The sequence below is a fragment of the Pseudoxanthomonas sp. P4_B2 genome (genome assembly GCF_056402315.1).
The window spans coordinates 89,558-115,671 of sequence record NZ_JBFUHQ010000007.1 but is presented as its reverse complement, the minus strand read 5'-3'; the positions used below and the strand labels follow the sequence as shown (position 1 = coordinate 115,671).

Sequence of the window (26,114 nt, the reverse complement as noted above, 5' to 3'; positions counted from 1 at the left end):
TTCGGGCACGAGCGAAAACACGTGTGCGGCGGTCGGACCGCAAGCCCTTCAGCCATCCAAGTCGGCGAGGTGCAGTGTCGATGCGGCGAGTCTAAGCTTTGCGTGTCACTTCCGGCCCACTGCCAAACTCACCCTTTCGAGGACCCATACCTAGCGTTCCGCGAACTGTGGCAAGTCGTCGTGTATCTCGTACCACTCAGCCTTCGAGGCGACGAAATAATGCGCGGTCGGCGGCGCTGGCAGCGGCGTATCGAGTGTCCCCACCCGCAAGCGCACGACATCCGGCATTGCGTCGCGGCGACTGATGATCGGCGAACCGCAGTTGGAACAGAAGATGCGATGAACACCTGGCGAAGAATTGTATGCCTTCAGCGCCGACTCGCCCTCGATGACGACGAAGTCACCTGCCGCGACGGGCGCATTGGTCGCAAATGCAGTAGCGGTCGCCTTGCGACAGAGCGAACAGTGGCAATAAATTGCCGCACCAAGCTTGCCGCGAACTTCGTATTTCACTGTGCCACAGAGACAACTGCCCTTATGCATAAAGGCTCCCGTCATTGCTTCGTTGGATCCCCGATAGACCACGCAACGCCATCACCCCGCTCCATCCTGGCCATTGCAGCCATGTCACCTGCAGACAGAGCAAAGGAGAAGAGATCCGCGTTCTCCTTCATTCGTTCGGGTTTCGTGCTCTTGGGCAACACGGGATAACCATTCTGGACTGCCCATCGCAGCAGCACCTGGGCTTCCGTTACCCCGTGCTTGGCAGCGAGCGCCTTGAACGGTGAATCCGATCGTTGGCCGTCGGCCTTCATCGCGTCCGTCTTTGCGCTCTCGTGCCCAGGCGCGTCTCGCCATGTGGCAAGTGGCACGAGGCTACTGTAGGCGATCGGGGCGATCCCGTTTTGCTTCAGGTACGCAACCAACTCCGGCTTCTGCGACCACGGATGAAGTTCGATTTGGTTCGCGTGAGGAAGGGGCAAGCCCGCGGCCTTGAGTGCCTCGACGTGCCGGATGCCGAAATTGCTCACGCCGATGGCGCGTGCCCGTTTCTGTTCGTAGAGAGTGACTAGCCCGCGCCATTGGGCCAGCCGCTGCTCAGGGTCGAACGTAGCGTGGATGAGGTAGAGATCGACGTAGTCGAGCCCGAGCCTCGAGAGGCTTTCCTCGAAGGACGCAATGGTCGTTGCCGTCGTCTTCGGCGTCTCTCCCCACGCCGAGTTACCTGGCCACAGCTTCGTGGTGACGAAGAGGTCGCGGCGCGTCAGGCCTGTGTGTTGGAGGGCGCGCTTGATGCCTGCGCCGACTCCAGCTTCGTTCTTGTAGACCTCTGCGGTGTCGACGTGCCGATAGCCGAGGCGGATCACCTCGCCGACCGCGGCTTCTGCCTCCTCATCAGGAATGAGATACGTGCCGAATCCAAGAAACGGGATCTCGATGCCGTTTCCCAATGCGCGCGTGTGTTTATTGGTCATTGTAGTCTCTTCCTCAACTGTGGACTTGCATGACATCCAGTATCTGTCCGTGAAGCGCGAGTCTCAATGATAGGAAAGCCACTTATTATGCTCGTTCGTCCAAATCTCTGGACGTTGTGCGATTTTCGGCCGAGACTGGTAGGCATGAAGGACACACACAGGCTTCTGGTGGATCCGCTCGGCGAGGCACTCCACTTCCTGCGGATGAGCGGCAGCTTTTATTGCCGCTCGGAGTTGACCGCGCCCTGGGCGCTGACTCTTCCGGCAATGGAGGATCTCCTGACCTTCCACGTGGTGACGTCGGGCAGGTGCTGGCTCGAGGCGGAGGGCGACGAGCCTCGCCGGCTCGAGCCGGGAGATCTAGTGCTGCTCCCGCGCGACGGGCACCGCCTCTCAAGCGACCCGGGCGCTCCCGCGTCGCGGCTCGACGATCTCCTCCAAGAGCAGGTGCAGGTGAGCGAGCGCTACTCGATCCTGCACCACGGCGGCGGCGGCACGGCGACGAGCCTCGTCTGCGGCGCCGTGCGCTTCGATCACCCCGCCGCCCATCACCTCGTCAAGCTCTTGCCGAGAGTCATCCACGTCGAGGCGTCGAGTACGCCGCACCTGGCGATGACGGATTGGATGCAGAGCACGCTCCGCCTCATGGCTGCGGAAGCCAGGGAGCTGCGGCCCGGTGGCGAGACTGTCATCACACGCCTCGCCGACATCCTCGTCATCCAGGCGATCCGCGCTTGGATCGAGCGCGACCCTGCTGCGCAAACGGGCTGGCTGGGAGCGCTGCAGGATGCGCAGATAGGCCGCGCGATCGCGCTTATCCACCGCGACCCATCGCGCCCTTGGACGGTGGCGTCGCTCGCGAGCGAAGTCGCGATGTCACGCTCGGGGTTCGCAGCGCGCTTTACCGAGCTCGTAGGCGAGCCAGCCATGCAGTACGTCACGCGCTGGCGCATGCATATCGCGCTCACCTGGCTCAGGGCGGATGAGGCGGCACTGAGTGAGTTGGCGGGCCGTCTCGGCTACCAGTCCGAAGCCGCGTTCAGCCGCGCGTTCAAGCGTTTCATGGGTATCTCGCCGGGCGCTGCGCGACGCGGCGCCCAGTGCTAGCGCGCCCGTCAGCTGGAGGCTGGAACTCGTTGATACTTGGTTGCCGTCTACTTCCGAGAATGAGCTTGGCTCCGCGAAGCGAAGACGTTCTGCCCGCGTAAGAACCGACCTTCGTTTCTGGACGTCTGGTTTGGGTCGGAAGCTGCCCTTCCCTACTTGCGATAAACATTCCTAATCAGGATTCACGAGGAACCTTGTTGCTCACATGTTTGGGGAATCTCCTTCAGCGAGCGATAGTTTAATGCTGTGCACCGCCAGCAAGCTGATCAGCTGCCAACATGATTGTGGCGCACAGTCCACCGCCTTCACGATTGCTCAGCCGCAGCGTGCCACCCAGCGACTGCGTTAGCTGCTGTGCAATCGCCAAGCCCAGCCCCGTGCCACCGCTGCTGCGGCCGCGCGAGGACTCCAGCCGATGGAACGGTTGCAGCACCGCTTCCAACTGATCCTCGGGGATGCCGGGACCTCGATCCAATACGTCAATGCATACTCGGCCGTCCTGATCGATGCGCAGCGTAGCTTCCGCGCTGCCGCCGTATGCCAACGCGTTGTCGATCAAGTTCTGCACGACGCGACGCAGGACTTGGGGATGCGTCTGCACCGAGGCTTGGTCGCCCTCGGTGCGCTGCACGGCTTTTCCCGTGTCTTGATAGTCGCCCACCACGCTATCAAGGAAGGACGGCAGGTCCAGTCGCACCGAGGGGCCCAGGGCAACATTGGCACTGCGGGCATAGTTAACACCTTCGCGCACCAAATGACTGATCTGGTCGACATCGTCCAGCAGGCGGGCTTGCTCGGGACTTTCATCCAGGGACTCCAGTCGCAAGCGCATGCGCGTGATGGGTGTCTGCAGATCGTGCGAGATCGCGGCCAGGATCTGCATACGCTCGGTGACATGCGCAGACACGCGCGACTGCAGGGCATTGAGAGCGCGCGCGGCCTTCGCGACCTCGCTGGGGCCTTCCTGCGACAGCGGCGGCCCTGCATGTGCGGGATCCAGCCGCTCGGCGGCATCCGCCAACCGCGCCAGCGGTCGCGTGACCAGCCGCACCGCCAGCCATGTGCATGCCAGCAGCAAAGCCACTTGGGCGGCCAGCATCCACGGCAACCAGCGTGCGATGGGCATAAGCGATGGCGTGACCTCGATGGTCAGCGGTTGCCCGTCGGCAAGCGTCAGTTCCACCTCGTAACGCTCGGGCGAAGCGGACACGGCGCGTGGCCGCAGCGGGTAACGATGCCGAAGCGCGTCGTCGACCAGCGCCGTCACCTGGCGCGCGCGATCACTCGCCAGCGACGTGCCTGGTTGCGCCGGACGCAAGAGATAGCGGTAGGTCCGGCGCTCCAACCGCGGAAGCCATTGCGTTCTCTCCGCAGGCGGAAGGTGTTCGAGCAAGGCGACGCTTACCGGAATGTCTTCTTCCAAGTTGGTGAGCATCATCGAGCGCGTGGCGGTGGCGCGTTCGTAAAACAACAAGGCGAACGACAATGCATGCGCCAACAGCAAACCGGCACCCAGGATCAGAAGCACACGCGCGGCCAGAGTACGCGGCAGTAGGCTCAAACCCGATGCGCGCCCCTCTTGGCTCATGCTTCCTCTCCGATCAAGGTGACCAACTGGGAGAACACATAACCTTCGCTGCGTACCGTCTTGATATACGTCTGCTCGCGTGGGCCATCGCCCAGGCGTTGCCTCAACCGGCTGACCAACAGATCGATGGAACGATCGAATACTTCCGCATCGCGTCCCTGCGTCAGATTGAGCAGCTGGTCGCGGCTGAGCACGCGCTGTGGATGATCGATGAATACGCGTAGCAGCCGGAACTCCGCGCCGCTGAGCGGATAGGCCGTGCCGTCTTCGTCCAGCAGATGGCGCGCGGTGGTGTCCAGCTTCCATTGGCCGAAACCTATCAGCCGCGACGCCTCGCTCACCTGCAGATTCGGCGGCAGCATGCGTGCGCGACGAATGACCGCGCTGATGCGCGCCAACAGCTCGCGTGAGGAAAAGGGCTTGACCACATAATCATCCGCGCCCATTTCCAGACCGATAATGCGGTCCGTCTCATCGTCGCGGGCGGTCAGCATGACCACCGGTACGGCACGATGCTTACCCGCGCGCAGGTTACGGCACAAAGACAAGCCGTCTTCGCCGGGCATCATCACGTCCAGCACGATCAGATCTATGTCGCTGGTGTCCAGCGCCGCGCGCATCTCGCGACCTTCCGCGGCAAGTGTGACCCGCAGGCCGTTCCGGCGCAGGTAGTCTCCGACCAGGTGGCGGATGTCGCTGTCGTCGTCGACGACCAGGATGTGATCGGTATGGGACATTGAATTGCTCCGGGTACGCGGATATTGCCGGCCGACGCGGGCCGCCCTGTGGATGTTAGCGCGAGCGGGTGCATGCTCCGCGCCTTCGCACAGGCATGGGCACCGGCACGCGCCCGGGCACTCAACCGCCATCGCCGTTGGGCGTCAGGTCTGCCGGTTTCAAGCCGGCGGCTTCCAGGATGGCATCGCTCACCTCGCGCGGAGCCGACAACGGCGAAACGTGTCCCGCATCGACCGAGCGCAATTCCGCACCGATGCGCCGGGCGGTCGCTACCTGCAATTCCGGCGACAGCATGCGGTCCTTGCGCGAGACAACATACCAGCTGGGCAGCGATCGCCATGCGGCGAAGTCGACACGCTCGGACAGCGCGTCCGCCTTCAGGGGGAGCTGATGCGCGAAGACGTCCCGCACCAGCACCGGCTTCAGGTCTTGCGCGAAATCGCTGGCTACCGTCTCCGCTGACAACGACAGGAAGCCAGCGGCTTCCACCAATTTCTGCAGGCCGGGCGCGACAGGAAAGCCCTCGCCCTGCTGCGCGGAGTTCTGGCCCACATCTGGCGCGAAGGCGGCCACATACACCAGCGCATCGACTTTGGGGTCGCGTCCAGCTTGTGTGATCACGGTGCCGCCCCAGGAATGGCCAACCAATACGACCTTGCCCGGTGCGGCCGCGATGGCGCGCTGAGTAGCGGCTACGTCATCGGCAAGCGAAGTCAGCGGATTGTCCACCGCCACCACCGGCACGCCGCGCTTCTGCAAACGCGCGACCACCTTGTTCCAACTGGAGGCATCGGCGAAAGCCCCATGCACCAGGACGACCGTCGGGGCATCCGGATTGACGGGTGGCGTCCGCGCCTGGGCGGCGGCGGAAAGCAGGGAAGCGGCCGTCAGTAGAACCAAGAAGGGGAAACGTTGCATGGCGAAACTCCGGTTGGTGTGTGGGGTCATTTCATCCCTTGGCTGTATCGGCCCCATGTCGGCTAGCGGCCGGATTCGTATCCCAACGCGTAGGCGGCGGCTGTGGATACGTTTCGATACAACTTCCGGACATTTGTAAGCGTCTGTATCCAAACGGCGTATCCACACAGTTCGCTGACAAATCCCCCTGTTTGAAGACACGTCGGCGACAAGGCCGCAGCGTGCAATGGCCCCATCGCCAACGGCACGCCGCTGGCACGACTCCCCCAAAAGGAAAAAGCCATGCACTCCATATCCAATGCGCCGCAGAAAGTCGCTCTCGTCTTCGGCGGCTCCCGCGGCATTGGCGCCGCCATCGCAGAACGGCTCGGCCGCGAAGGCTACGCCGTTGCATTGACCTATGTGTCCCGACCGGACAAGGCCGCCGACGTGGTCGCCGCCATCGAAGCCAACGGCGGAAAGGCACTGGCCATACAAGCCGATAGCGCCGACGCCGGCGCCATTGCTTTGGCCATCGAACAAGCTGTCGAACGCTTCGGTCCGTTGCATGTGACCGTGGTGAACGCCGGCATCTACCGGGGCAGCCCGCTGGACCAATTCCCGCTGGAGATACTGGACCAAATGCTCTCCGTCAACGTGCGCGGCGTATTTCTGTCGGTCCAGGCAGCAGCGGCACGCACGCAGGACGGTGGCCGCATCATCACCATCGGCAGCAACACCGCCGTGCGTAGCGGCAGCGTAGGCGGCAGCGTCTACGCCATGACCAAGGCCGCCGTGGCCACACTGGCCCGCGAACTGGCGCTGGATCTCGCACCTCGCCGAATCACCATCAACAACATCCAACCCGGCCCAATCGAAACCGATATCACCACCGACTTTCTGGACATGGTCGTCCAGCGCAGTCCGCTGCAGCGAGTAGGTCAACCGGAAGAAGTCGCGGCGCTGGTCGCCTATCTGGCCGGCGATGAAGCCGGCTACATGACCGGCGCCAGCCTGACCCTCGATGGCGGCTGGGTGATCTGACGCAGCGCAGCGCTGCCTGTCCGCTTCCGCACCTCTCATCCTCCTGCCTCGCGTGCCGCGTGAGGATCCCGTCCTGCATCAGAAGGAGTATTCCATGTCAACTTTCGACCCCAATGAGATCATCAACTTCCAGCGCCGGCGTCTGATCGGTTCGACCACGCTGGCCGCGGCGTCCATCGGCGCGCTCAACCTGCTGCCCTCCATCGCCGCTCGAGCAATGGAGAACTACGGCGGCAGTGACATCCGCCCCTTCCAGGTGCACGTGCCCGAGCGCGATCTGCAGGAACTGCGCCGGCGCGTGCAGGCTACGCGCTGGCCGGACCGCGAACTCGTTGCCGATGAATCCCAAGGCCTGCAACTGGCAAAGCTGCAAGCGCTGGTCAGCTACTGGGGCGGAGACTACGACTGGCGGCGGCTAGAAGCCAAGCTCAACCGCCTTCCACAGTTCATCACCACCATCGACGGCGTGGACATTCATTTCATCCATGTGCGCTCGCGGCACCGCGGCGCGCTGCCGGTGATTCTCACGCATGGTTGGCCCGGCTCCCTCCTGGAGTTCGTCAACACCATCGAACCTTTGACCAATCCGACCGCGTTCGGCGGCCGCGCCGAGGATGCATTCGATGTCGTGATCCCTTCCATCCCCGGTTACGGCTTCTCAGGCCGTCCGACCGAACTGGGCTGGGGACCGGATCGTGTCGGCCGTGCATGGCACGTGCTGATGCAACGGCTTGGCTACGACCACTATGTGTCGCAGGGCGGCGATCACGGTTCGGTGATCTCCGACGTGATGGGCCGGCAGGCACCGTCAGGCTTGAAGGGCATCCACCTGACCATGCCCGCGACGGTCCCCACCGAGTTGGTCGGTCCGATCAACAGTGGTGCACCGGCGCCAGCGGGGCTGACACAGGTCGAGCAGACCGCATTCGAAACCTTGAGCCGCTTCTTCGGCCGCAATGCCGCCTATGGCGCAATGATGGTCACGCGACCGCAGACGATCGGCTATGCACTGAACGATTCACCCGTGGGCATGGCGGCGTGGATGTACGACAAGATCGCGCAGTGGACCGACAGCGATGGCGTACCGGAGAACGTGCTCGGGCGCGATGCGATTCTGGACGATATCAGTCTGTACTGGCTCACCGATACGTCGACTTCGGCCGGGCGCTTCTACTGGGAAAACAACAACAATAATTTCAGCGCTGCCGCGCAGAAGACTGATCAGATTTCCGTGCCAGTCGCGGTATCGGTGTTCCCCGGGGAAATTTATCGCGCGCCGCGCAGCTGGACTGAGCGCGCTTATCCGACGCTCTACTACTTCAATGAAGCCGAAAAAGGCGGCCACTTCGCTGCCTGGGAACAGCCACAGTTGTTCAGCGCCGAACTGCGCGCGGCCTTCCGGCCGTTGCGCAACGCCAAGTGATCCATACCGACCCCGTCCTTACCAGGAGTACGCTCATGCAAGCGATCAAATTCCGTTCCATTACTCGATTGGTGCCGTGGCTGCTTGCCGCGCAGTTCGCGTTGGCCGGCGTCGCCAGTGCCGCACCGCCAGAAGCCGCGCACACCGCTACTCCATCGCCGCTGGTGGCGGACAAGCAGATCGACGCCGGCGACCTGAGCATCGGCTATGCCGAGCTGGGTCCATCCCACGGCAAGGCCATCATCCTGCTGCATGGATGGCCGTACGACATCAACAGCTATGCGGAGGTCGCGCCGCAACTGGCGGCCCGCGGCTATCGCGTCATCGTGCCGCACCTGCGAGGCTACGGCAGCACCCGCTTCCGCTCGGCCGACACGCCGCGCAACGGCGAGCCAGCGGCACTCGCATCCGACGTCGTCGCCCTGATGGATGCATTGAAGATCCAGCGCGCTACCATCGCGGGCTTCGACTGGGGCGCACGGTCGGCAGGCATCGTGGCGGCGCTCTGGCCTGAGCGCGTGACGGCACTGGTGTCGGTGAGTGGTTATCTCATCGGTAGCCAGGAAGCCGGCAAGCAGCCGTTGCCGCCGGAAGCCGAGCTGAAGTGGTGGTACCAGTACTACTTCGCCACCGATCGCGGCCGCGCTGGCTACACGCAGTACACGCACGACTTCGCCAAACAGATCTGGCAACTCGCATCGCCGCAGTGGAAGTTCGACGACGCCACCTTCGACCGCAGCGCGGCCGCTCTGGACAATCCCGACCACGTTGCGATCACCGTGCATAACTACCGCTGGCGCCTGGGCTTGGCTGAAGGCGAGCCGAAGTACGCGGCTCTGGAACAGCGCCTGGCACAGGCACCGGTGATCACCGTCCCGACGATCACCATCGAGGGCGATGCCAACGGTGCGCCGCACCCTTTACCGGCGGCCTACGCGAACAAATTCACTGGCAAGTACGAGCACCGTACTTTCACCGGCGGTATCGGCCACAACCCGCCGCAGGAAGCGCCGCGCGAGTTCGTGCAAGCGGTGATCGACGCCACTCGTCTGTGATGAGGAGCTCTGCCATGACATCCAAGCACCGCATCGCGTTGTTGGTCGCCCTACTCGCGATCCCTATCCTCATCGCCGCCGCACTGATCGCCGCAGCGCGCGATGGCGAGGAACCCGCTCTGGCCGCACCCGTCTTCGGAGTAACGCTGCCCGACGGGTATCGCGACTGGCCGCTCATCGCTCCGGCGCAAGAGGCCGCGCCGTTCAACGAGCTGCGCGTAGTCGTCGGCAATGCAGTGGCGTTGCGAGCGTTCCGCGATGACCAACGCCCTTTCCCCGACGGCACCGTCCTGGTCAAGCGCGCATGGAAGCGCGTGCCCTCTGCGGACTTCGCTTCGGCATCGGTTCCAGGCGCCGCCACCACCGTGCAGGTGATGGTGAAGGATTCCAAACGCTACGCCTCCACCGGCGGCTGGGGTTATGGACGCTTCGTCGACGGCAAACCCGTAGACGAAGCACAGCATCGCACTTGCCATGCCTGCCACGCCGCACGCGTGAAGGATCGCGACTACGTTTTTACCCGCCTGGCGCCGTAAGCACCCGGCTCTCTATCCCTCAGCAAACTCAAAGGAAACTCTCATGACTGTTCTCGACAAAGTTCTCTACACCGGCAAAACCCATACCGTCGGTGGCCGCGAAGGCCGTGCGCGCAGCGACGACGGTCAACTCGACGTTACCCTGTCGCCACCCGGCAGCAATCGTGCCGGGACCAACCCGGAACAATTGTTCGCCGCTGGCTGGTCGGCCTGCTTTGAGGGCGCGATGGGCCTGGCCGCCCGCAAGTTCAAGATTTCCCTTCCGGCGGATACCGCTATCGATGCCGAAGTCGACCTGGGCCTGATAGGCGATGGTTACCAGTTGCAGGCACGGCTGAATGTGTCGCTGCCGGGTCTGCCGCGCGAACAGGCGCAGATGCTGGTCGACGAGGCACATCGCACCTGCCCGTATTCCAAAGCCACGCGCGGCAACATCAACGTGCAGATCCTCTTGGTGTGACGCCTCCTTTGTAACGCAATGTCATCAGCGCCTTAGGCCGCACTTCTCGTTACAAAACTCCGTTACCGGCACACACCCTGGTGACATTCGAGCGATGGAATGGTCATCCATCCACCGCACCGCAGGCGCTACCCATGATCGAATACGCATTGGCCATCGCCGCTGGCATGGCCACCATCCTTTCCCCGTGCATTCTTCCCGTCCTACCGATCGTGTTGGCCACCAGCACGGGTCGTCGTCGCGAAGATCCGCTGCTGGTGATCGCCGGATTCGTGGCAACGTTCGCCGCGGGCGGGATTCTGATCGGCGCGCTCTCGGCATCGTCCGGTGCATTGCAAGGCGTCATCCGCAACGCGTCCATCGTTGTGCTGCTGATTGCTGGCCTTGCATGTTTCTGGTCGGCGCCATTCGACTGGGCCGTCGATCGGGTGCGCCAGTGGCGCGCATCACGTGCAACGGTCGCGACACACCGACTCCCGATCGGCGGTCGAATCGGCGTTCTGTTGATCGGCGCTTCACTGGGGCTGGCGTGGACGCCCTGCGCGGGCCCCGTGCTCGCTTCGGTACTGTCGCTGGCGGCAAGCTCCCGGGCGCCGGCGCAGGCCACTGCGCTGCTGGGGCTTTACGCAATTGGTGCCGGGCTTCCCATGTTGCTCATCGCATACGGCGGCCATTGGGTGACGTCCCGCTTGGCATTCCTCCAACGCCACACCAACTCACTGCGCCGTCTCTTCGGCGTATTGGCCGTCGCGGTCGCCGTTCTCCAGCTGCTGCAGTACGACGTGCTGGTGTCGGCCTGGGTAACCCAGTGGCTTCCCTCCGTTTCGCAAGGACTATAACCATGAAAATGATCAAACCCGCCATTACGCTCTTGGCAGCCTGCCTGTTCGCTTCTGCCTGTTCACCGGGCATGGCCGCTGATCCTGTAGAACCCACTCACTCTTCGCCTGCACCGGTCGCCCCGGAATTCAAAGGCATCGGGCAATGGCTGAATAGCCCACCGCTTACGTTGCAACAGCTGCGTGGCAAAATAGTGCTGGTGGAGGTCTGGACCTATTCCTGCATCAACTGCATCCGTGTGCTGCCGCACACCAAGGCATGGCATGCGAAGTACAAGGACCAAGGCCTGGTGGTGGTCGGCGTGCACACGCCCGAGTACGGCTACGAAAAGCGGCTATCGAATCTGCAGGCCGCAGTGAAGCGATTCGGCATCACCTATCCAGTCGCACAGGACAACGACTACCGCACCTGGAACGCTTACCGCAACCAGTATTGGCCTGCGCTGTACCTGATCGATCAGAACGGCCGCATCGTCTACCAGCATTTCGGGGAAGGCGCGTACGAGACGACCGAAGCGAGGATTCAGCAATTGCTTGTGAATAATCGCATCACTGGCAAATGAACGCGCCAGTGCGCTGGACGACAAGGTCGGAAGCAACGACAGATGCGAGATTGTTGCTTCCGGCCTGACAATGAGTCCGCTTCCGGCCAGAAGCAGACATTCCACAAATTCGCTAGATTGATTAAACCGGCGTCGATGACGACGCCGGTTCGCTGATAGCTCGGTGTCACCAACGCACACGCAGTCCCAGGTTGGCCGAGCGTTGTTCAAGGTCGCTGCCGTCAATATCCTGGCCGACTGAAATGACGCCGAACAGACTGAAATTCTGGTTCACTCCCGCTTCCACGCCAAGGTCCAGATTCGCGGAGGTGCCCAGATCGTGGCCCGGGAATGCCTGCGCCGCATCCATTGAACCCGGCGTGCCCAAGTACATGCCGTTTTCCTTCTCGCCGACTACATTCTGGACCCCCACCATCACCCAAGGCTTTATTAATGCGCCGCCCGCGGTGGTGAACGCTTTCTCCACACGAAGGGCCGCACGCGCCGCGCCGGCAAGATCGTCGTCGATCACTAGCTCTCGGCCCGCCGCATCGATCGTATCGGCCCAATGCATCTGGCTGGCCGTCAGTTGCACTTGCGGCTCCAGTTTCCAGCCATTGTCCAACTCGTAGCTGCGTCCGATGCGCGCACTCAGGGTCAGGGAGTTACCGGTGACCCGCTGGGTGAAACCATCGGCCGTTCGGATGTCCGCCCCGGGCCGATGACCACTCAGGACCAGGTCCAGATAGTTGCCGTTGTGCCACTCGGTATTGGCGTACATGCCTACGACGGGCGAGTCGATATCTATCCTTGCCGGCCCCGTGCCTGCCAGTTCGGTTGAGCTGGCGCCCGTGGTCCAGTACACGCCGTGGGTAAAGCCCACGTAACCACCGGCGCGGATCGTCCGGTTGTCCCGCTCCAGATCGCCATCGATACCGACGTAAAGACCCACATCATCGCCGGAGACTTCGAAACCCGGATTGGCGCCCAATTCGAGTTCGCTGGCGGTGGTTGCCACCCAAAGACCATGGCAGTCGTCGATCACGGCAGCACTCGCATTACCGGACTGTCCGACACCTTGACCACCGCATTGCGGACGCTCGGTGCTGCGTACGCCCGCAAGACGCTGATGCACCAGATCGCTGCTCTGCCGGCTGAGCAAAGTACCCAGACTGGGCAACACGGCATAGCCAGAAATTTCCGGCAGCAAACTGGCCGTCTCGGCGCTCAGGTACCAGTTGTTGTCCGCCTGCTGTCCGAAGGTCCAGGGATTGAGGCTGCCTTCCAGGCGTACGAAGCCATCGGGAGAATCCGTGGGGACGAAGCCGCCTGCGGTCGCGGTGTTGTCGTTCGGGCTGGAGATCACCAGGATCGATGCCGGGGCATCGGCAGCGGGACTGCTGCCATCGCTATTGAACACCACGCGGGTAGTGCCCACTACATCGCCGGTGATGCTTAAGCCGCCCGAGGTCGACGTGCCTGGCGAAACCGTCAGCTGCAGGGCGCCGGCGTTGCTGGTATAGCCGCCACCGATCGCCAGACGATTGAGGCCGACATCGATGAGACCCGCGTTCTCGATACTTCCATTGAGGCTGGCGCCGGCATTGGCGAACAGCGTGGAAGTAGCGTCGATCGCCAGCACGCCACCACTTAGGTTGAACGCGCCGCCCAAGGTGAGCGCGCTGTTGTTGAGCAACTCCATGCGCTCCCACCCAGCCAACGTGGGCAGGCTTGCTGCCTGCAACTGCAAGCCGCTGAAACTCAGCAAATCGCTGCCGGCACCACCGTCCAAGCTGGTCAAGCCGCTGACGTCTCCTCCGACGAAGCGTGCCGTATCGGCTCCCGCACCGAAGGTGAGCGCACCGCGAACGGTGCCCATCGAGGTGAAGCTGTCATCGCCGGCAGTGCCCGAATAACTACCGGCGATCTGCAGGGTCGAGCCGGCCGCAACGGTGGTGTTCTGCGCCACCACGCTGCCACCCGCGGCGACATTCACGGTGCCGGCGAGCACGTTGACGGTAGTGAAGTCAGAGCTCATCGGGCCGTTGATGTCGAGCGTGCCGATACCCGTCTTGCTCAAGGTCTCGAAGCCCTGCACCGCGCCCAGGTCCGCGTTCGTGGCTATGTCGGTGTTGAAGGTGTCGTTGCCGGTACCCGCAACGACTGTGCCGACGATGTTGGTTCCGTCATGGATGGTTAGCGTGTCGTCGCCGTCGCCCAGCGCGAACACGCCGCTGCCGGTGTTCAAGGTGCCGGTCACATCGACCACGTCGTTACCGCCGCCAAGATCGCCATTCGCCAGCGCGGTGCCGGCAATGTTCACCGTGTTGACGCCGGCGCTGCCGGTGAGCGCCGCCGCGGTGCCGCCGGTGCCTTGTAGTGCACCGTTGACATTGAACACGGTACCGTCGGCCATCGCCACCGTCGGCGCGGTCAGGCTACCTGTCACCGTCAGCGTGCCGCCGTTGAGCAGCGCCCCGCCGGTGTACGTCGCGTTGCCGGTGAGCGTCGCCGCGCCGATGTTGTCCTTTTGCAGCACTTCAAAATTGATCGTGTTGCCGCCGTCGAAGCTCATCGCACTGGCGTTGTCGAGCACCACCGTGTCGATATCCGCACCGCCATCGATGAGGTTGGCCAGCGTCGCACCGTCCTGCAGGGTCAGCGTGTCGTCGCCACCGCACATCGCCACGGCACCCGAACCGGAGACCGTGCCAGCCACTGTCATCGTATCGGCGTTGTCGCCACAGCCGAAGCTGCCGTCGACGTTCAAGGTCGCCCCGCTCGCTACGACGGTATTCAACGCACTGCCTGCGGTGGCCACCACGCTGGCGGCCGCGCCGACATTCAGCGTGCCGCCCTCGACTTCCACGCTCTGAAGGTCGGTCGCGCCCGGGCCGCTGATGTTCAACGTGCCGGCGCCGCGTTTGGTCACGCCTTCGAAGTTGAGCAGCGCGCCGAACTCGGCCATGCCATTGATATCGTAGACACGGCTGTCCAGACCGGCCCCGCCGTCGATGGTGCCGTTCACCACCGTGCCGTCGTGGACGACGAAATCATCGTCGCCGTCGCCCAAGCCAAAGGCGCCGCCGTCAGTGTCGAGCGTGCCGGTCACGTCGAGCACATCGTCGCCGGCACCCAGATCGCCACTCGCCAACGCCGTACCAGTGACGGTCACCGTATTGACACCGGCGCTGCCGGTGATCACTGCCGCAGTGCTGCCCGTGCCTTGCAGTGCGCCATCGACGTTGAGCGCGGTGTCGTCGGCCATCGATACGGTGGATGTGGTCAGATCGCCCGCTACGGTCAAGGTGCCACCATTGAGCACGGTACCGCCGGTGAATGCCATGGTCCCGCCCAGTGTGGCCTCACCGAGGTTGTCCTTCTGCAGGAACTCGAAGTTGACGAGGTTGCCGGCGCTGAAGTTCATCGCAGTGGCGTTGTTCAGCACCACGCGATCGCCGCCACTATGCGCGCCGCCGTCCAGCAGGCCGCCGAGCCCGCTTAGATCGGCGCCGTCGTTGAGCGTGAGCGTATCGTCGCCGTCTCCGAGCGCGATGTCGCCGCTGCCACTCACAATGCCGGCGACCGTCAACGTGTCGATGCCCGCCGAACCGGTGTAGCGGCCATCGACATTGAGCGTCGCGCCGCTGGCCACCGTACCGGTGACCACGCCATCGAGCGCGCCGTTTACACCAACGTCCAGGGTGCCGCCGGCGACGTTGACCGTCGTGAAAGCGGAAGCTGCTGGCCCGGCGACGATCAAGGTGCCGGTGTTGGTCTTGTTCAAGGTTTCGAAGTTGAGCGCACCGCCGAGCGTAGCGGTGCCCGCCAGATCGGACACGAAGGTGTCGTTGCCGGCACCGCCATCGACCGGACCATTCAGGCCGGACAGGTCCGCGCCGTCCTGGATCGTGAACGTGTCATCGCCATCGAGCATGTCGATGGTGCTCGTGCCCGTGACGGTACCGGCGACGGTGAAGCTGTCCGCACCGGCGGTGAAGCCGAACACGCCATCGACGTTGAGCGTGGCGCCACTGGCCACGGTCGCGTTCTGCACGCCGGTCAAGCTGCCGGCTGCGCCGATGTCCAGGATGCCGCCGTCCACATTGACCGTAGCGAAGCTGGACGTCGCAGGTCCTGCCACGATCAGCGTGCCGGTATTGGTCTTGGTCAGCGTTTCGAAGTCGATCGCGCCACCCAGAGTGGCCGTGCCGGCCAGATCGGCGACGAAGTTGTCCGTGCCCGCGCCGCCGCTGACGGGTTGGGCCAGGCCGGACAGATCGGCGCCATCCTGGATAGTGAAGGTGTCGTTGCCTCCACCCAGATCGAGGGAGCCCGTGTTGCTGCCGGTGCTGACCACGCTGCCGGCGACCGTGAACGTGTCGTCGCCCGCGGTACCGCTGTAGCTGCCGCCGTCCGCCAGTTCCAGCGTGGCGCCGGCCAGGATCGTGGTGTTGGCCGCGCTCACGCTGCCGGTATCGGTGACGCGTAGCGTGCCGCCATTGAGGGCCACGTCGATGAAGTCCGAGGCGCCATGGATCTCAAGCGTGCCCAGGCCGGATTTGCCCAGCGACTCGAAGCCCAGCAGGCCGCCCAGCGGTACCGTGTTGCCCGACCCCACCGTTACGTCCAGCAGATCGTTGCCCGCGCCGCCGTCGATGGTGGCCAGACTGGTATCGGTGGTGTCGTAGACGTTGAAGGTGTCGTCGCCCGCGCCGAGCGAGAGCACGCCGCCGTCGGTGTCGATCGTCCCGGCCGCATCCAGCACATCGCTGCCGTCGCCCAGGTCGCCGGTCGCGGTCAAGGTGGCGCCCGCAGACACCGACACGATGTTGGTGCCGGCGCTGCCGGTGATCGTTGCGGCGGTGCCGCCCACGCCCTGCAGCGCGCCGTCGACGTTGAGCGTGGTGCCGTCGCCCATCGCAAGCGTCGGCGTGGTCAGGCTGCCGTCTACCGTCAACGTGCCGCCATTGAGCAACGCGCCTCCGGTATAGGTCGCAACACCGGTCAGCGTCGCTTCGCCCACGTTGTCCTTCTGCAGAATCTCGAAGTTCACCGTGTTGGCGCCGTTGAACGTCATCGCCCCGGTGTTGTTGAGCACCACCGTATCGGCCGTGCCGGCATCGCCGTCGATCACGTTGGCCAGCACCGCACCGTCGTTGAGCGTCAGCGTATCGTCGCCGCCGCAGAGGTTGATGGTGCCGCTACCGGAAACCGTGCCCGACACCGTCATCGTGTCGGCCTGCGCACCGCAACCATAGCTGCCGTCCACATTCAGCGTCGCGCCGCTGCCGACTACGGTGTTGAGCGCGCTACCGGCCGTTGCCACTACGCTGGCGCCTGCGCCGACGTTGAGCGTGCCGCCGAGCACCTGCACGTCCTGCAGATCGGTCGCGCCGGGGCCATTGAGGTTCAGCGTACCGGTGCCGGTCTTGGTCACGCCCTCGAAGTTGAGCAGCGCGCCGAGGTCGGCGACGCCGTTGATGTTGTAGACGCGGCTGTCCAGGCCCGCGCCACCGTCGATGGTGCCGTTCACCACCGTGCCGTCGTGCACCACGAAGCTGTCGTCGCCATCGCCCAGCGCGAACACGCCGCCGTCGGTGTCCAGCGTGCCGGTGACATCGAGCACGTCGTTGCCGCCGCCCAGATCGCCGGTCGCCGTCGCCGTACCGGCGATGTTGATCGTCTCCACGCCGGCGCCGCCGGTGATCGCCGCGGCCGTGCCGCCGGCGCCTTGCAGCGTACCGTTGACATTGAGCGTAGTACCGCCGGCCATCGCCAGCGTCGGCGTGGTCAGGCCACCGGCGACGTTGAGCGTACCGCCATTGAGTAGCGTGCCGCCGGTATAGGCCGCAACACCCGTCAGCGTCGCTTCGCCCACGTTGTCCTTCTGCAGCACCTCGAAGTTCACCGTATTGGCGCCGTTGAACGTCATTGCGCCGGCATTGTTCAGTACTACGGTATCGGCCGTACCGGCATCGCCGTCGATCACGTTGGTCAGCACCGCACCGTCGTTGAGCGTCAGCGTATCGTCGCCGCCACAGAGGTTGATGGTGCCGGTACCGGAAACCGTACCCGACACCGTCATCGTGTCGGCCTGCGCACCGCAGCCGTAGCTGCCGTCCACGTTCAATGTCGCACCGCTGCCCACGACCGTGTTCAATGCGCTGCCCACGCTCGCGATCACGCTGCCCGCCGGACCGATGTCCAGCGTGCCGCCCAGCACCTGCACGTCCTGCAGGTCCGTGGGAACGGGACCATCGATATTCAGCGTGCCGGTACCGGTCTTGGTGACGCCTTCGAAATTGACCAGTGCACCCAGGTTGGCGCTGCCATTGATGTTGTAGACGCGGCTGTCCAGGCCCGCGCCGCCATCGATGGTGCCGATGACGTTGGAGCCGTCGTGCACGATGAAGCTGTCGTTGCCGTCGCCCAGCGCGAATACGCCACCGTCGGTGTCCAGCGTACCGGTCACGTCCAGCACATCGTTGCCGCCGCCCAGGTCGCCGGTCGCCGTCGCCGTGCCGGCGATGTTGATCGTCTCCACTCCGGCGCCGCCGGTGATCTGCGCCGCGGTGCCGCCGGCGCCCTGCAGTGTGCCGTCGACGTTGAGTGTCGTGCCGCCGGCCATCGCCAGCGTCGGGGTGGTCAGGCCGCCCGCGACCGTCAGCGTGCCGCCATTGAGTAACGTGCCGCCGCTGAACGCGGTGTTGCCGGTCAATGTCGCCTCGCCGATGTTGTCCTTTTGCAGGAACTCGAAGTTGACGAGGTTTGCCACATTCAAGGTCATGGCAGTGGCATTGTTCAGCGCCACTCGGTCGCCAGCGCCGTGCGCACCGCCGTCCAGCGTGCCGTTGAAGGCGCTCAGGTCGGCGCCCTCGTTCAGCGTCAGCGTGTCGTCGCCATTGCCGAAGGCGATGCTGCCGTTGCCTGTCACCGCACCCGCTACCGTCAGGCTGTCGTTGCCGGTCGAGCCGGTGTAGCTGCCGTCGACATTCAAGGTGCTGCCGCTGGCCACGGTACCGGTCACCACGCCATTGATCGCACCAGCAGCGTCGATATCCAAAGTGCCGCCGGCGACATTGACCGTGGTGAAGCTGGAGGGCGCCGGGCCGGCGACGATCAGCGTGCCGGTGTTGGTCTTGTCCAAGGTTTCGAAGTTGACCGCGCCACCCAAGGTCGCGGTACCGGCCAGGTCGGCCACCAACGCGTCGGTGCCGGCGCCGCCATCGACCGGACCATTCAAACCGGACAGGTCTGCGCCGTCCTGGAGGGTGAAGGTGTCGTTGCCATCGAGCATGTCGATGGTACTCGCGCCAGTCACGGTACCGGCAACGGTGAAGCTGTCCGCGCCCGTGGTGAAGCCGAATACGCCGTCCACATTCAGCGTGGCGCCACTGGCCACGATTGCATTCTGCACGCCGGTCAAGCTGCCGGCTGCGCCGATGTCCAGCGTGCCGCCCAGCACTTCCACTTCCTGCAGATCGGTGGTGCCGGGGCCGTTGAGATTCAACGTGCCGGTGCCGGTCTTGGTGATGCCCTCGAAGTTGACCAGCGCGCCGAGATCGGCGACGCCGTTGATGTTGTAGACGCGGCTGTCTAGACCCGCGCCGCCGTCGATGGTGCCGATCACGTTGGTGCCGTCGTGCACCACAAAGCTGTCGTCGCCGTCGCCCAGCGCGAACACGCCGCCGTCGGTGTCCAGCGTGCCGGTGACGTCGAGCACATCGTTGCCGCCGCCCAGGTCGCCGGTTGCCGTCGCCGTGCCGGCGATGTTGATCGTCTCCACGCCGGCGCCGCCGGTGACCTGTGCCGCGGTGCCGCCGGTGCCATGCAGCGCGCCATCCACGTTGAGCGTGGTGCCGCCGGCCATCGCCACTGTCGGCGTGGTCAGGCTGCCATCGATATCCAATACACCGCCGTTGAGCGCGGTGCCGGCGGTGAAGCTCTGCGTGCCGGTCATCGTGGCGGTGCCGGAGTTCTGCTTGATCAGGCTTTCGAAACCGGCGGTGCGGCTGCCGTCGAAGGTCAGACCCAGTGCATTATTGAGGATCAACACGTCGTTGGTCGTCTGCGCGCCGGCATTGATGCCGACACCCGCCAGGCTCGCGCCGTCGTTCAAGGTCACGGTGTCGTCGCCGCTGCCCAGGGCCAGCGCTGCGGCGCCGGTGTCCAGCGTGCTGGCGAGGGTCACGACGTCGTTGCCGCCGCCCAGATCGCCGTTGGCCCGGAGCGTTGCGCCCGTGTTGACCAGGACCGTGTTGACGCCGGCACTGCCGGTGAGCGTCGCCGCCGTGCCGCCGGCCGCTTGCAGGGTGCCGTCCACATTGAGCGTGGTGCCGTCGGCCATGGTCACCGTCGGCGTGGTCACGCTGCCGTCGACGTCCAAGGTGCCGCCGGCGAGGTCGGTGCCGGCGCTGAAGGTGTGGTTGCCGGTCGCCGTCAGAATCCCGAGACCCTGTTTGATAAGTCGCTCGAAGCCCGCAAAGAGGGCGCCGCTGATCGTGCGCGGCGCGGCGTTGTTCACCTGCAGGATATCGCCCGCGCCCAGGCCGCCGTCGACGCCGGCACCGCTGATGACGCCGCCATCGACCAGCGACAGCGTGTCGTCGCCATCGCCCAGGTTCAGCACGCCGGCACTGGTGTTCAGCGTGCCGGCGACGTTGACCACATCGCTGCCGCCGCCGAGGTTGCCGTTGGCGAGCAATGTGCCGTTGAGGTTGATCGTGCTGGCACCGACATCGCCGGTGATTGTGGAGGCCGTGCCACCCGCGGCTTGCACAGTGCCATTGACCGTCAACGCGGAAGTGCCGGTCATTGCGATGGTGGACGTGGTCAGGGCACCGTTCACTTCCAACGTACCGGCGCTGATGGTGGTGGCGCCGATGCTGTTGCCGGTCGAGGTCAGCACGGTGGTGCCGGTACCGATCTGCGCCAGTGTGCCCGGGCCGCTCAGCGTGCCGTTGAAGTTGAACGCGTCGCTGCGGTTGATCGACAGCGTCGAGGTCGGCGCATTGACGATGACGTTGCCGGCGCCGGCATTGCCGGTGGTGCCGCCGTTGCCGATGATCAGATTGCCGTCGTTGATGACGGTGTTGCCGGTGAAGGTGTTGTTGCCGGTGAGCACCCAGGTGCCGCTGTCGTTCTTGGCCAGCGTGGTGACGCCGGTGCCCGCATTGCCGATGGATCCGGCGAGCGTGTTGTTGCCGGTGTTGGTGCCGCCGAGTGCGATGGTGCGCGCCACATTGTTGGTCTGCAGCGTCACCGGGCCGGTGTCGGTGAAGACGACCGCGCCGGTGCCGGAGGACTCGATGAAGGAAGTACCCGCGGAGAGCGTGAATAGGCGGTTGGTCGTATCGCCAGCGCCGGTGTAGCGCAGCGTCGAGCCGTTGCCGATCACCAGATTGGCGGCCGCCGCCGATGAGGCGCCGATGCTGCTGGCCACGCCGCCGTTGCTGAGCTTGTCGACACCGAGTACACCACCATTGATGGTAGTGATGCCGGTATAGGTGCTGTCGGAGTTGGTCAGGATCCAGGTCCCGCCATCGTCCTTGGTCAACGAGGTGGCGCCGGTGCCGTTGTTGGTGAGTTGCGCCGCAAGAATATTGTTGCCGGTGTTGGCGCCGCGCAGCGTCAGCGTGCGCGGTGCGTTCGCCGTGCCGGCCTGCGCGACCGCCGCCGCGCTGGTGAAGGCGATCGCGCCGGTACCGGACGAGTAAAGAGAGACGCTGCCGCCCAGTGTGAACTGCCGGTCCGTGCTATTGCCGGCGCCGAGATATTGCAAGTAGCCGCCATTGAGCACCAGATTGCTGGCCGCTGCGCTCGAAGCGCCGATCGAGCTGTTACTGCCGCCGTTCCCAAGACAGCTCACCGCGATGCCGCCCGAATCGATCACTGTGGATCCCGCGTAGCTGCTGGCGCAGCCTGCCAGGACCTGGACGGCCCCCGGACCACCACTCTTGCGCACGCCGCCCGTGCCGCTGATGGCACCAGAATAGGTGAGGTTGCTGCCGTTGGTGACCGTCAGCGTGGCCGATCCCAGGGCGATGTTGCCGCCGAGCGCGCCGCCCCCTTGAAGGTTGAGGACCGAGCTATTGTTGTTGGCCAGATCGAGGGTTGCGCCGGCAACGTTCGAAAGGGTCATACCGCCCGTGCCAAAGGCGGTGGTCGAGCCGGCGCGTAAAATCCCTGCCTGGACAGCCGTACCGCCGGTATAGGTATTGGGTCCGGAAAGCACCAGCGTGCCTTGGTCGCGCTTGACCAGGCCGCCCCCACCCGTCACCGTTCCGCCAAAGCTGAGCGTAGTGCCGCCGTTGGTCACGTCGATATAACCCCAGCCGCCGGCCAAATTGATTCCGCGATCGATCGCGACGCTGGCGCCCGTGTATTGCAGTACGCCGTTATTCGCCAGCATCAGGTTGGACGAAGCGTTGGATGAGGCGCCGATGCCACTGGCCGAAAGGCCGTTGGCTAGGCAGTTGGTGCTGATCACGCCGCCGTTGATCGTGGTGGCGCCGGTATAGGAGTTGTTGCAGCCCGTAAAGGTCTGCGCGCCGCCGCCGGTGCGCGTCAGCCCGCCTGTGCCGCTGATCGCCCCGGTGAATGTGCCATTGACGCCGCCCATCGTCAGCATGGCCGTTCCAACGTCCACAAGCCCCGCGCCGGAGAGCGCGCCCACCGTGGTGTTGAACGTGCCGAGTTGTAGCGCTCCGCCGGCGTTCACCGTCATCAGCCCTGTCGTGCTGCCGAAGGCGGTGGCGGAACCCGCACGGAGCACGCCGGCGTTGATGATCGTGCCGCCCGTATAGGTGTTGGTCCCGGACAGAACCAGCGTGCCCGCGCCTTCCTTGCGCAGAGCGCCGGCTCCGGTCGCCACACCGCTCATGGTCAGCGTGGTGGGGGCGCTATCCACGTCGATCCCGCCACCGGCCACGCCGGTGCCCAGGGTAAAGCCGCGATCGCTGGCCGCCGTTCCGCCCGTGTATTCCAGATTGGCCCCGGTATTGATGACCAGATTGGCAGAGTCGCTGCTGGCGGCGCCGATGCCGCTGGCAAGACCACCATTGGCGAGCGCGCCGACGGACAACGTGCCGGCGCTCACCGTTGTGGCACCGACATAGTTGTTGCCGGTATTGCCCAAGGTCAGCGTGCCCGCGCCGGTCTTGGTAAAGCCGGCGTCATCTGGGCTGATGACCAATCCGTTAAAAGCGAGGTTGGTGACGCCGTTGGTAACCTCGATGGTCCGTGACGGGCCGCCGTTGACCAGCGTGAAGCCACGGTCGGTGCTGGCGCTGCCGCCGGTGTAGCTCAGCGTGCCGTTCTCGATCACCAGATTGGACGAGGCGTTGGAAGAAGCGCCGATGCTGCTCGCTGTACCGGCATTGGCGACGGAGTTGATGGACAGCGTGCCACCGCTCAGCGTCGTGGCGCCGGTATAGGTGTTGGCGCCGGTCAGGGTGACCAGTCCGGTGCCGCCCTTGCTGAAGCCGATGGCGCCGGCGTTGTCGATAATCGTCGAGGCGATGGTGAAGTTGCTGGTCGCCCCGCCATTCTGCAACACGCCTAGCGTGCTGCCGCCGGAGAGACCGGTCAGGTTGCCGCCCTGAATAATCTTTGTCGTATTCCCCACCGTGCTCGTCACGATGATGGTGCCGTCGATGCCCAGGGTCTGGCCGGCGCCCACGTTTACCGTGGAATTGGCCGCCGTGGTGTATTGCAGGCCGCCCAGCTGCTTATTGCCGCTCACAGTACCGGAGAAGCTGAGAGCATCGCCGTCGCTGTCGCTGATGAACTCGTTGTCCAGCCAGGTGGCTGCGTCGTCCTTGTCTGTGTAGTCGGCCGCGGTGAAGGCGATGATGCTGCCGCCCTGCACCTTGGCGTAATCGCTGCCGTTGACCGTCGCCCAGCCGCCCAGCGTGCCGTCTGCATTGTCGGTGGTCACGATGCCGGTGGTAGAGACGCCGAAATCGATCAGGCCGCCGCTGCGGGTGATGGTACCGACATCGACGGTGACGCCGCCGCCGGCCGCTGGCGCGGTGGTGAGCCGGTTACTGCCGGCGGTCACATTCAGATCGTTGAAGGTCTGCGTGTTGGCTTCGCCGGCGGCGCCGGTCACGGTCAGAGTGCCGCCGGCCATATTCAAAGTCGACGCGCTGGAAACGATGTTGCTGGTCGGTCCGCCCGCGCCGGCGAAATTGAGCGCCAGCGTGCCAGCACCGATGTTGGTTGCGCCGGTATAGGTGTTGGCGCCGGTCAGGGTCAGGGTGCTGCCGCCGAGCTTGGTCAGGCTGCCGCTGCCGGCGATGCTGCCGCCATAAGTGGTGCTGCCGGATGCTGCGTTCACCGTCAAACTACCACTGCCCAAGTCCACGGTGCCGCCGGTGCCGGCCAGCGTTGGCGCGGTAATGGCCAAATCGTTGAGATCCAGCGTGCCGCCGTTGACGATCAAACCCGTCGAAGCGCCGAACGCCTGGGCGCTGCCCGCTGTCAACGTGCCGTTCTGCACGGTGGTAGTGCCGCTATAGGTGTTGTTACCGCCCAGCACCCAGGTGCCGGCGCCGTTCATCGCAAGATTGCCGGCGCCTGAAATCACGCCCGACAAGGTATTGGCGCCCGTGAAGCCGCCACCAAGGGTGAAGGTATCGGCTGGAGCGGCAGCATTGAACGCAACCGCTCCGCTGAGTGTGAGCGCGCCCGTACCGTCGTTGAGGACACTGCTGCTGTTGTTGATCAGTAGCCCGCGATTGCTGCTGCTTCCGGTGCCGATATAGGACAGTACGCTGTTGTTGAGAGAGATGGTCCCGACGCCGGCACCCGTCCCCAACGAACTGGCGGTGCCCTGGTCGGCAAGCGAGTTTGCCCTTACGGTGACGGCCTGGATGGTGACGCCACCGCCAAAGGTGTTGGCGCTGTTCAAGGTAATGTTGCGGTTTGTCCCGCCGCCGATGAATACAAACGGCCGATCAAGGTTGCTGCTTATGACGCCCAGCAGCGCTAGGTCGGCAGTCTGCGCGTCCAAAATGACGGATGCCCCATACCCTCCCCCTGCGGTGATGTCTCCGGTCACCGTCAGCGTGCCGGTTCCCTGATTTCTCAGAGCGGAGGAGCCTGTGAAGGGCGCCATATTCCAGCTGCGGTTGGAGGTATCGCCGCTACCAATATAGGTGGCGGAGGCGTTGCGGACGGACACCGCGCCGTTGGCCGCCGTGGTCGCCGCTCCCAGCGCGCTCGCCTCGCCCAAATTGCGGATCGAGGTGAAGGACAGGTTGTAGCCGTTGGTGCCAACCGGCCCGGTGAAATCATTGGTGTTGTCGGTCAGCGTTGTGTGCGCGGCCAGGGAAAAGCCGCCGGCCCCGGTGAGGTGGGCCGAGCCGACGCCCCCGCCAATACCGGTGGCGCCGGACAGCGTAACAACACGGCTAGCGGCTAGCGCGCCGGTACTGACCAGCGTCGAGCCTGCCGACAAGGCGATGCCATTGCTTGCCGCGCCGAGCGACGAATCGCCGGCGACGTCCAAAGTGCCCCCAGTGATGTTGAGGCCGCCGCTGAAGGTGTTGACGCCGTTGAGGGCCAGAGTGCCGGTGCCCGCTTTGGTCAGCCCTCCAACGCCAGCAAGAGTCGAATTGATCGTGGTGGTGCCAGTAGCGGTGTCGATCGTCGGCGCTGCTCCGACCAGGGTGAGCGCGCCACCCGTCAGCGTGTAACCGGCGGTGCCGAAGGTCAGGTTATGCACGGTCGTCGGTCCGGCTAGTGTCACCGTGCCGGCCGTACCCATGAAGAAGGCGTTATCGCCGCCTGGCGCGGCATTGTTCCAAGGGTTGGTGAAGGGTCCGCTGACGCCGTCGCTGCTGTCGCTCCAGAAACCGGGCGCCGTATTCCAAGCACCCGTGCCACCCAGACCCACACCCGAGCCATTGACGTCCCAGTACCGGTCCGCCGCTTGCGCCGGCAGGTACAACGCCAGAAGCACCGACAGCGCCATGATTCGCATCGGCCAATGCGAGGCGCCATTGGTTCGCGAAACCGGCATCGCCGCTTCCCCGCGTTCATCGGCTCCGCCGCCGCCCTTGCCGTTGCTCGCGGCGAATTCGGATGCGACTACCCAAGTACGCAGAGCCTTGGACCAGATGATACGGAAGACGCGATTCATAAATACCCCTGTTCAGATGATGCAAATAGATGCACATAGCAAGACGACGATCGCGTTTTGGCTGCGATCGATGCAGAAATAAGACCGCAGGCGGCCTGCGGAAATGTCAGAGCGGAATTTCGAGTTGCATCCCCGGCCACCATCGCGGCTCGCCACGAATGGACACGAAGCGGCCCCACGACTGGCTGCAAAGCAATCGTGTCTGCAAGAACAACAGCCATGCATGCGAGGCGGCAGTTGCAACCACACCTGTCCAGCACC

The 26,114-nt window shown here is 64.5% G+C and carries 14 protein-coding genes; 8 read left to right on the top strand and 6 right to left on the bottom strand.

What is annotated here, in order from left to right; genetic code table 11:
• Window positions 1–150: 150 nt before the first annotated feature.
• Both AC1DTQ_RS16460 and AC1DTQ_RS16455 read right to left on the bottom strand, forming a co-directional pair.
• Window positions 151–543, bottom strand: coding sequence for a GFA family protein (locus AC1DTQ_RS16460; protein ID WP_477850960.1), 393 nt, complete (start codon window positions 541–543; stop codon window positions 151–153).
• 11 nt (window positions 544–554) lie between these two features.
• Window positions 555–1,475, bottom strand: a complete 921-nt coding sequence (locus tag AC1DTQ_RS16455) for an aldo/keto reductase (protein WP_477850958.1) — start codon at window positions 1,473–1,475, stop codon at window positions 555–557.
• Between the two features lie 144 nt (window positions 1,476–1,619).
• Here AC1DTQ_RS16455 and AC1DTQ_RS16450 point away from each other — a divergent pair, with 144 nt between their 5' ends.
• A complete protein-coding gene (locus tag AC1DTQ_RS16450) occupies window positions 1,620–2,582 on the top strand; it encodes an AraC family transcriptional regulator (protein WP_477850957.1) in 963 nt (320 codons plus the stop codon).
• Window positions 2,583–2,820: 238 nt separating this feature from the next.
• Here AC1DTQ_RS16450 and AC1DTQ_RS16445 read toward each other — a convergent pair whose 3' ends face one another.
• The 3 genes from AC1DTQ_RS16445 to AC1DTQ_RS16435 all read right to left on the bottom strand — a co-directional run bounded on the left by AC1DTQ_RS16445 (window position 2,821) and on the right by AC1DTQ_RS16435 (window position 5,826).
• On the bottom strand, window positions 2,821–4,170 hold the full coding sequence (locus AC1DTQ_RS16445) for a HAMP domain-containing sensor histidine kinase (RefSeq protein WP_477850956.1): 1,350 nt from the start codon (window positions 4,168–4,170) through the stop codon (window positions 2,821–2,823).
• Window positions 4,167–4,907 carry a response regulator gene (locus AC1DTQ_RS16440; RefSeq protein WP_477850955.1) on the bottom strand — a complete coding sequence of 247 codons (741 nt, stop codon included), beginning with the start codon at window positions 4,905–4,907 and terminating at the stop codon, window positions 4,167–4,169. Before AC1DTQ_RS16440 ends, AC1DTQ_RS16445 begins: the two co-directional genes overlap by 4 nt.
• A 121-nt stretch (window positions 4,908–5,028) precedes the next feature.
• A complete protein-coding gene (locus tag AC1DTQ_RS16435; RefSeq protein ID WP_477850954.1) occupies window positions 5,029–5,826 on the bottom strand; it encodes an alpha/beta fold hydrolase in 798 nt (265 codons plus the stop codon).
• A gap of 282 nt (window positions 5,827–6,108) precedes the next feature.
• Here AC1DTQ_RS16435 and AC1DTQ_RS16430 point away from each other — a divergent pair, with 282 nt between their 5' ends.
• The 7 genes from AC1DTQ_RS16430 to AC1DTQ_RS16400 all read left to right on the top strand — a co-directional run bounded on the left by AC1DTQ_RS16430 (window position 6,109) and on the right by AC1DTQ_RS16400 (window position 11,725).
• Window positions 6,109–6,849: a 3-oxoacyl-ACP reductase family protein gene (locus tag AC1DTQ_RS16430; protein ID WP_477850952.1), complete on the top strand. Its 741-nt coding sequence runs from the start codon at window positions 6,109–6,111 to the stop codon at window positions 6,847–6,849.
• Window positions 6,850–6,943: 94 nt separating this feature from the next.
• Window positions 6,944–8,272, top strand: coding sequence for an epoxide hydrolase family protein (locus AC1DTQ_RS16425; protein WP_477850951.1), 1,329 nt, complete (start codon window positions 6,944–6,946; stop codon window positions 8,270–8,272).
• A 35-nt stretch (window positions 8,273–8,307) separates the two neighbouring features.
• Window positions 8,308–9,327: an alpha/beta fold hydrolase gene (locus AC1DTQ_RS16420; RefSeq protein WP_477850950.1), complete on the top strand. Its 1,020-nt coding sequence runs from the start codon at window positions 8,308–8,310 to the stop codon at window positions 9,325–9,327.
• A gap of 14 nt (window positions 9,328–9,341) precedes the next feature.
• A complete protein-coding gene (locus AC1DTQ_RS16415) occupies window positions 9,342–9,863 on the top strand; it encodes a cytochrome P460 family protein (RefSeq protein ID WP_477850949.1) in 522 nt (173 codons plus the stop codon).
• Window positions 9,864–9,906: 43 nt separating this feature from the next.
• The gene (locus AC1DTQ_RS16410) at window positions 9,907–10,323 is read left to right on the top strand and encodes an organic hydroperoxide resistance protein (RefSeq protein WP_477850947.1); all 417 of its coding nucleotides are present in this window, start codon (window positions 9,907–9,909) and stop codon (window positions 10,321–10,323) included.
• Between the two features lie 134 nt (window positions 10,324–10,457).
• Window positions 10,458–11,162, top strand: coding sequence for a cytochrome c biogenesis CcdA family protein (locus AC1DTQ_RS16405; protein ID WP_477850945.1), 705 nt, complete (start codon window positions 10,458–10,460; stop codon window positions 11,160–11,162).
• Window positions 11,163–11,164: 2 nt separating this feature from the next.
• On the top strand, window positions 11,165–11,725 hold the full coding sequence (locus AC1DTQ_RS16400; protein ID WP_477850943.1) for a thioredoxin family protein: 561 nt from the start codon (window positions 11,165–11,167) through the stop codon (window positions 11,723–11,725).
• A 166-nt stretch (window positions 11,726–11,891) separates the two neighbouring features.
• Here AC1DTQ_RS16400 and AC1DTQ_RS16395 read toward each other — a convergent pair whose 3' ends face one another.
• Window positions 11,892–25,853 (bottom strand): autotransporter-associated beta strand repeat-containing protein, encoded by a 13,962-nt coding sequence (locus AC1DTQ_RS16395; protein ID WP_477850942.1) that lies wholly within the window; start codon window positions 25,851–25,853, stop codon window positions 11,892–11,894.
• Between the last annotated feature and the right edge of the window lie 261 nt (window positions 25,854–26,114).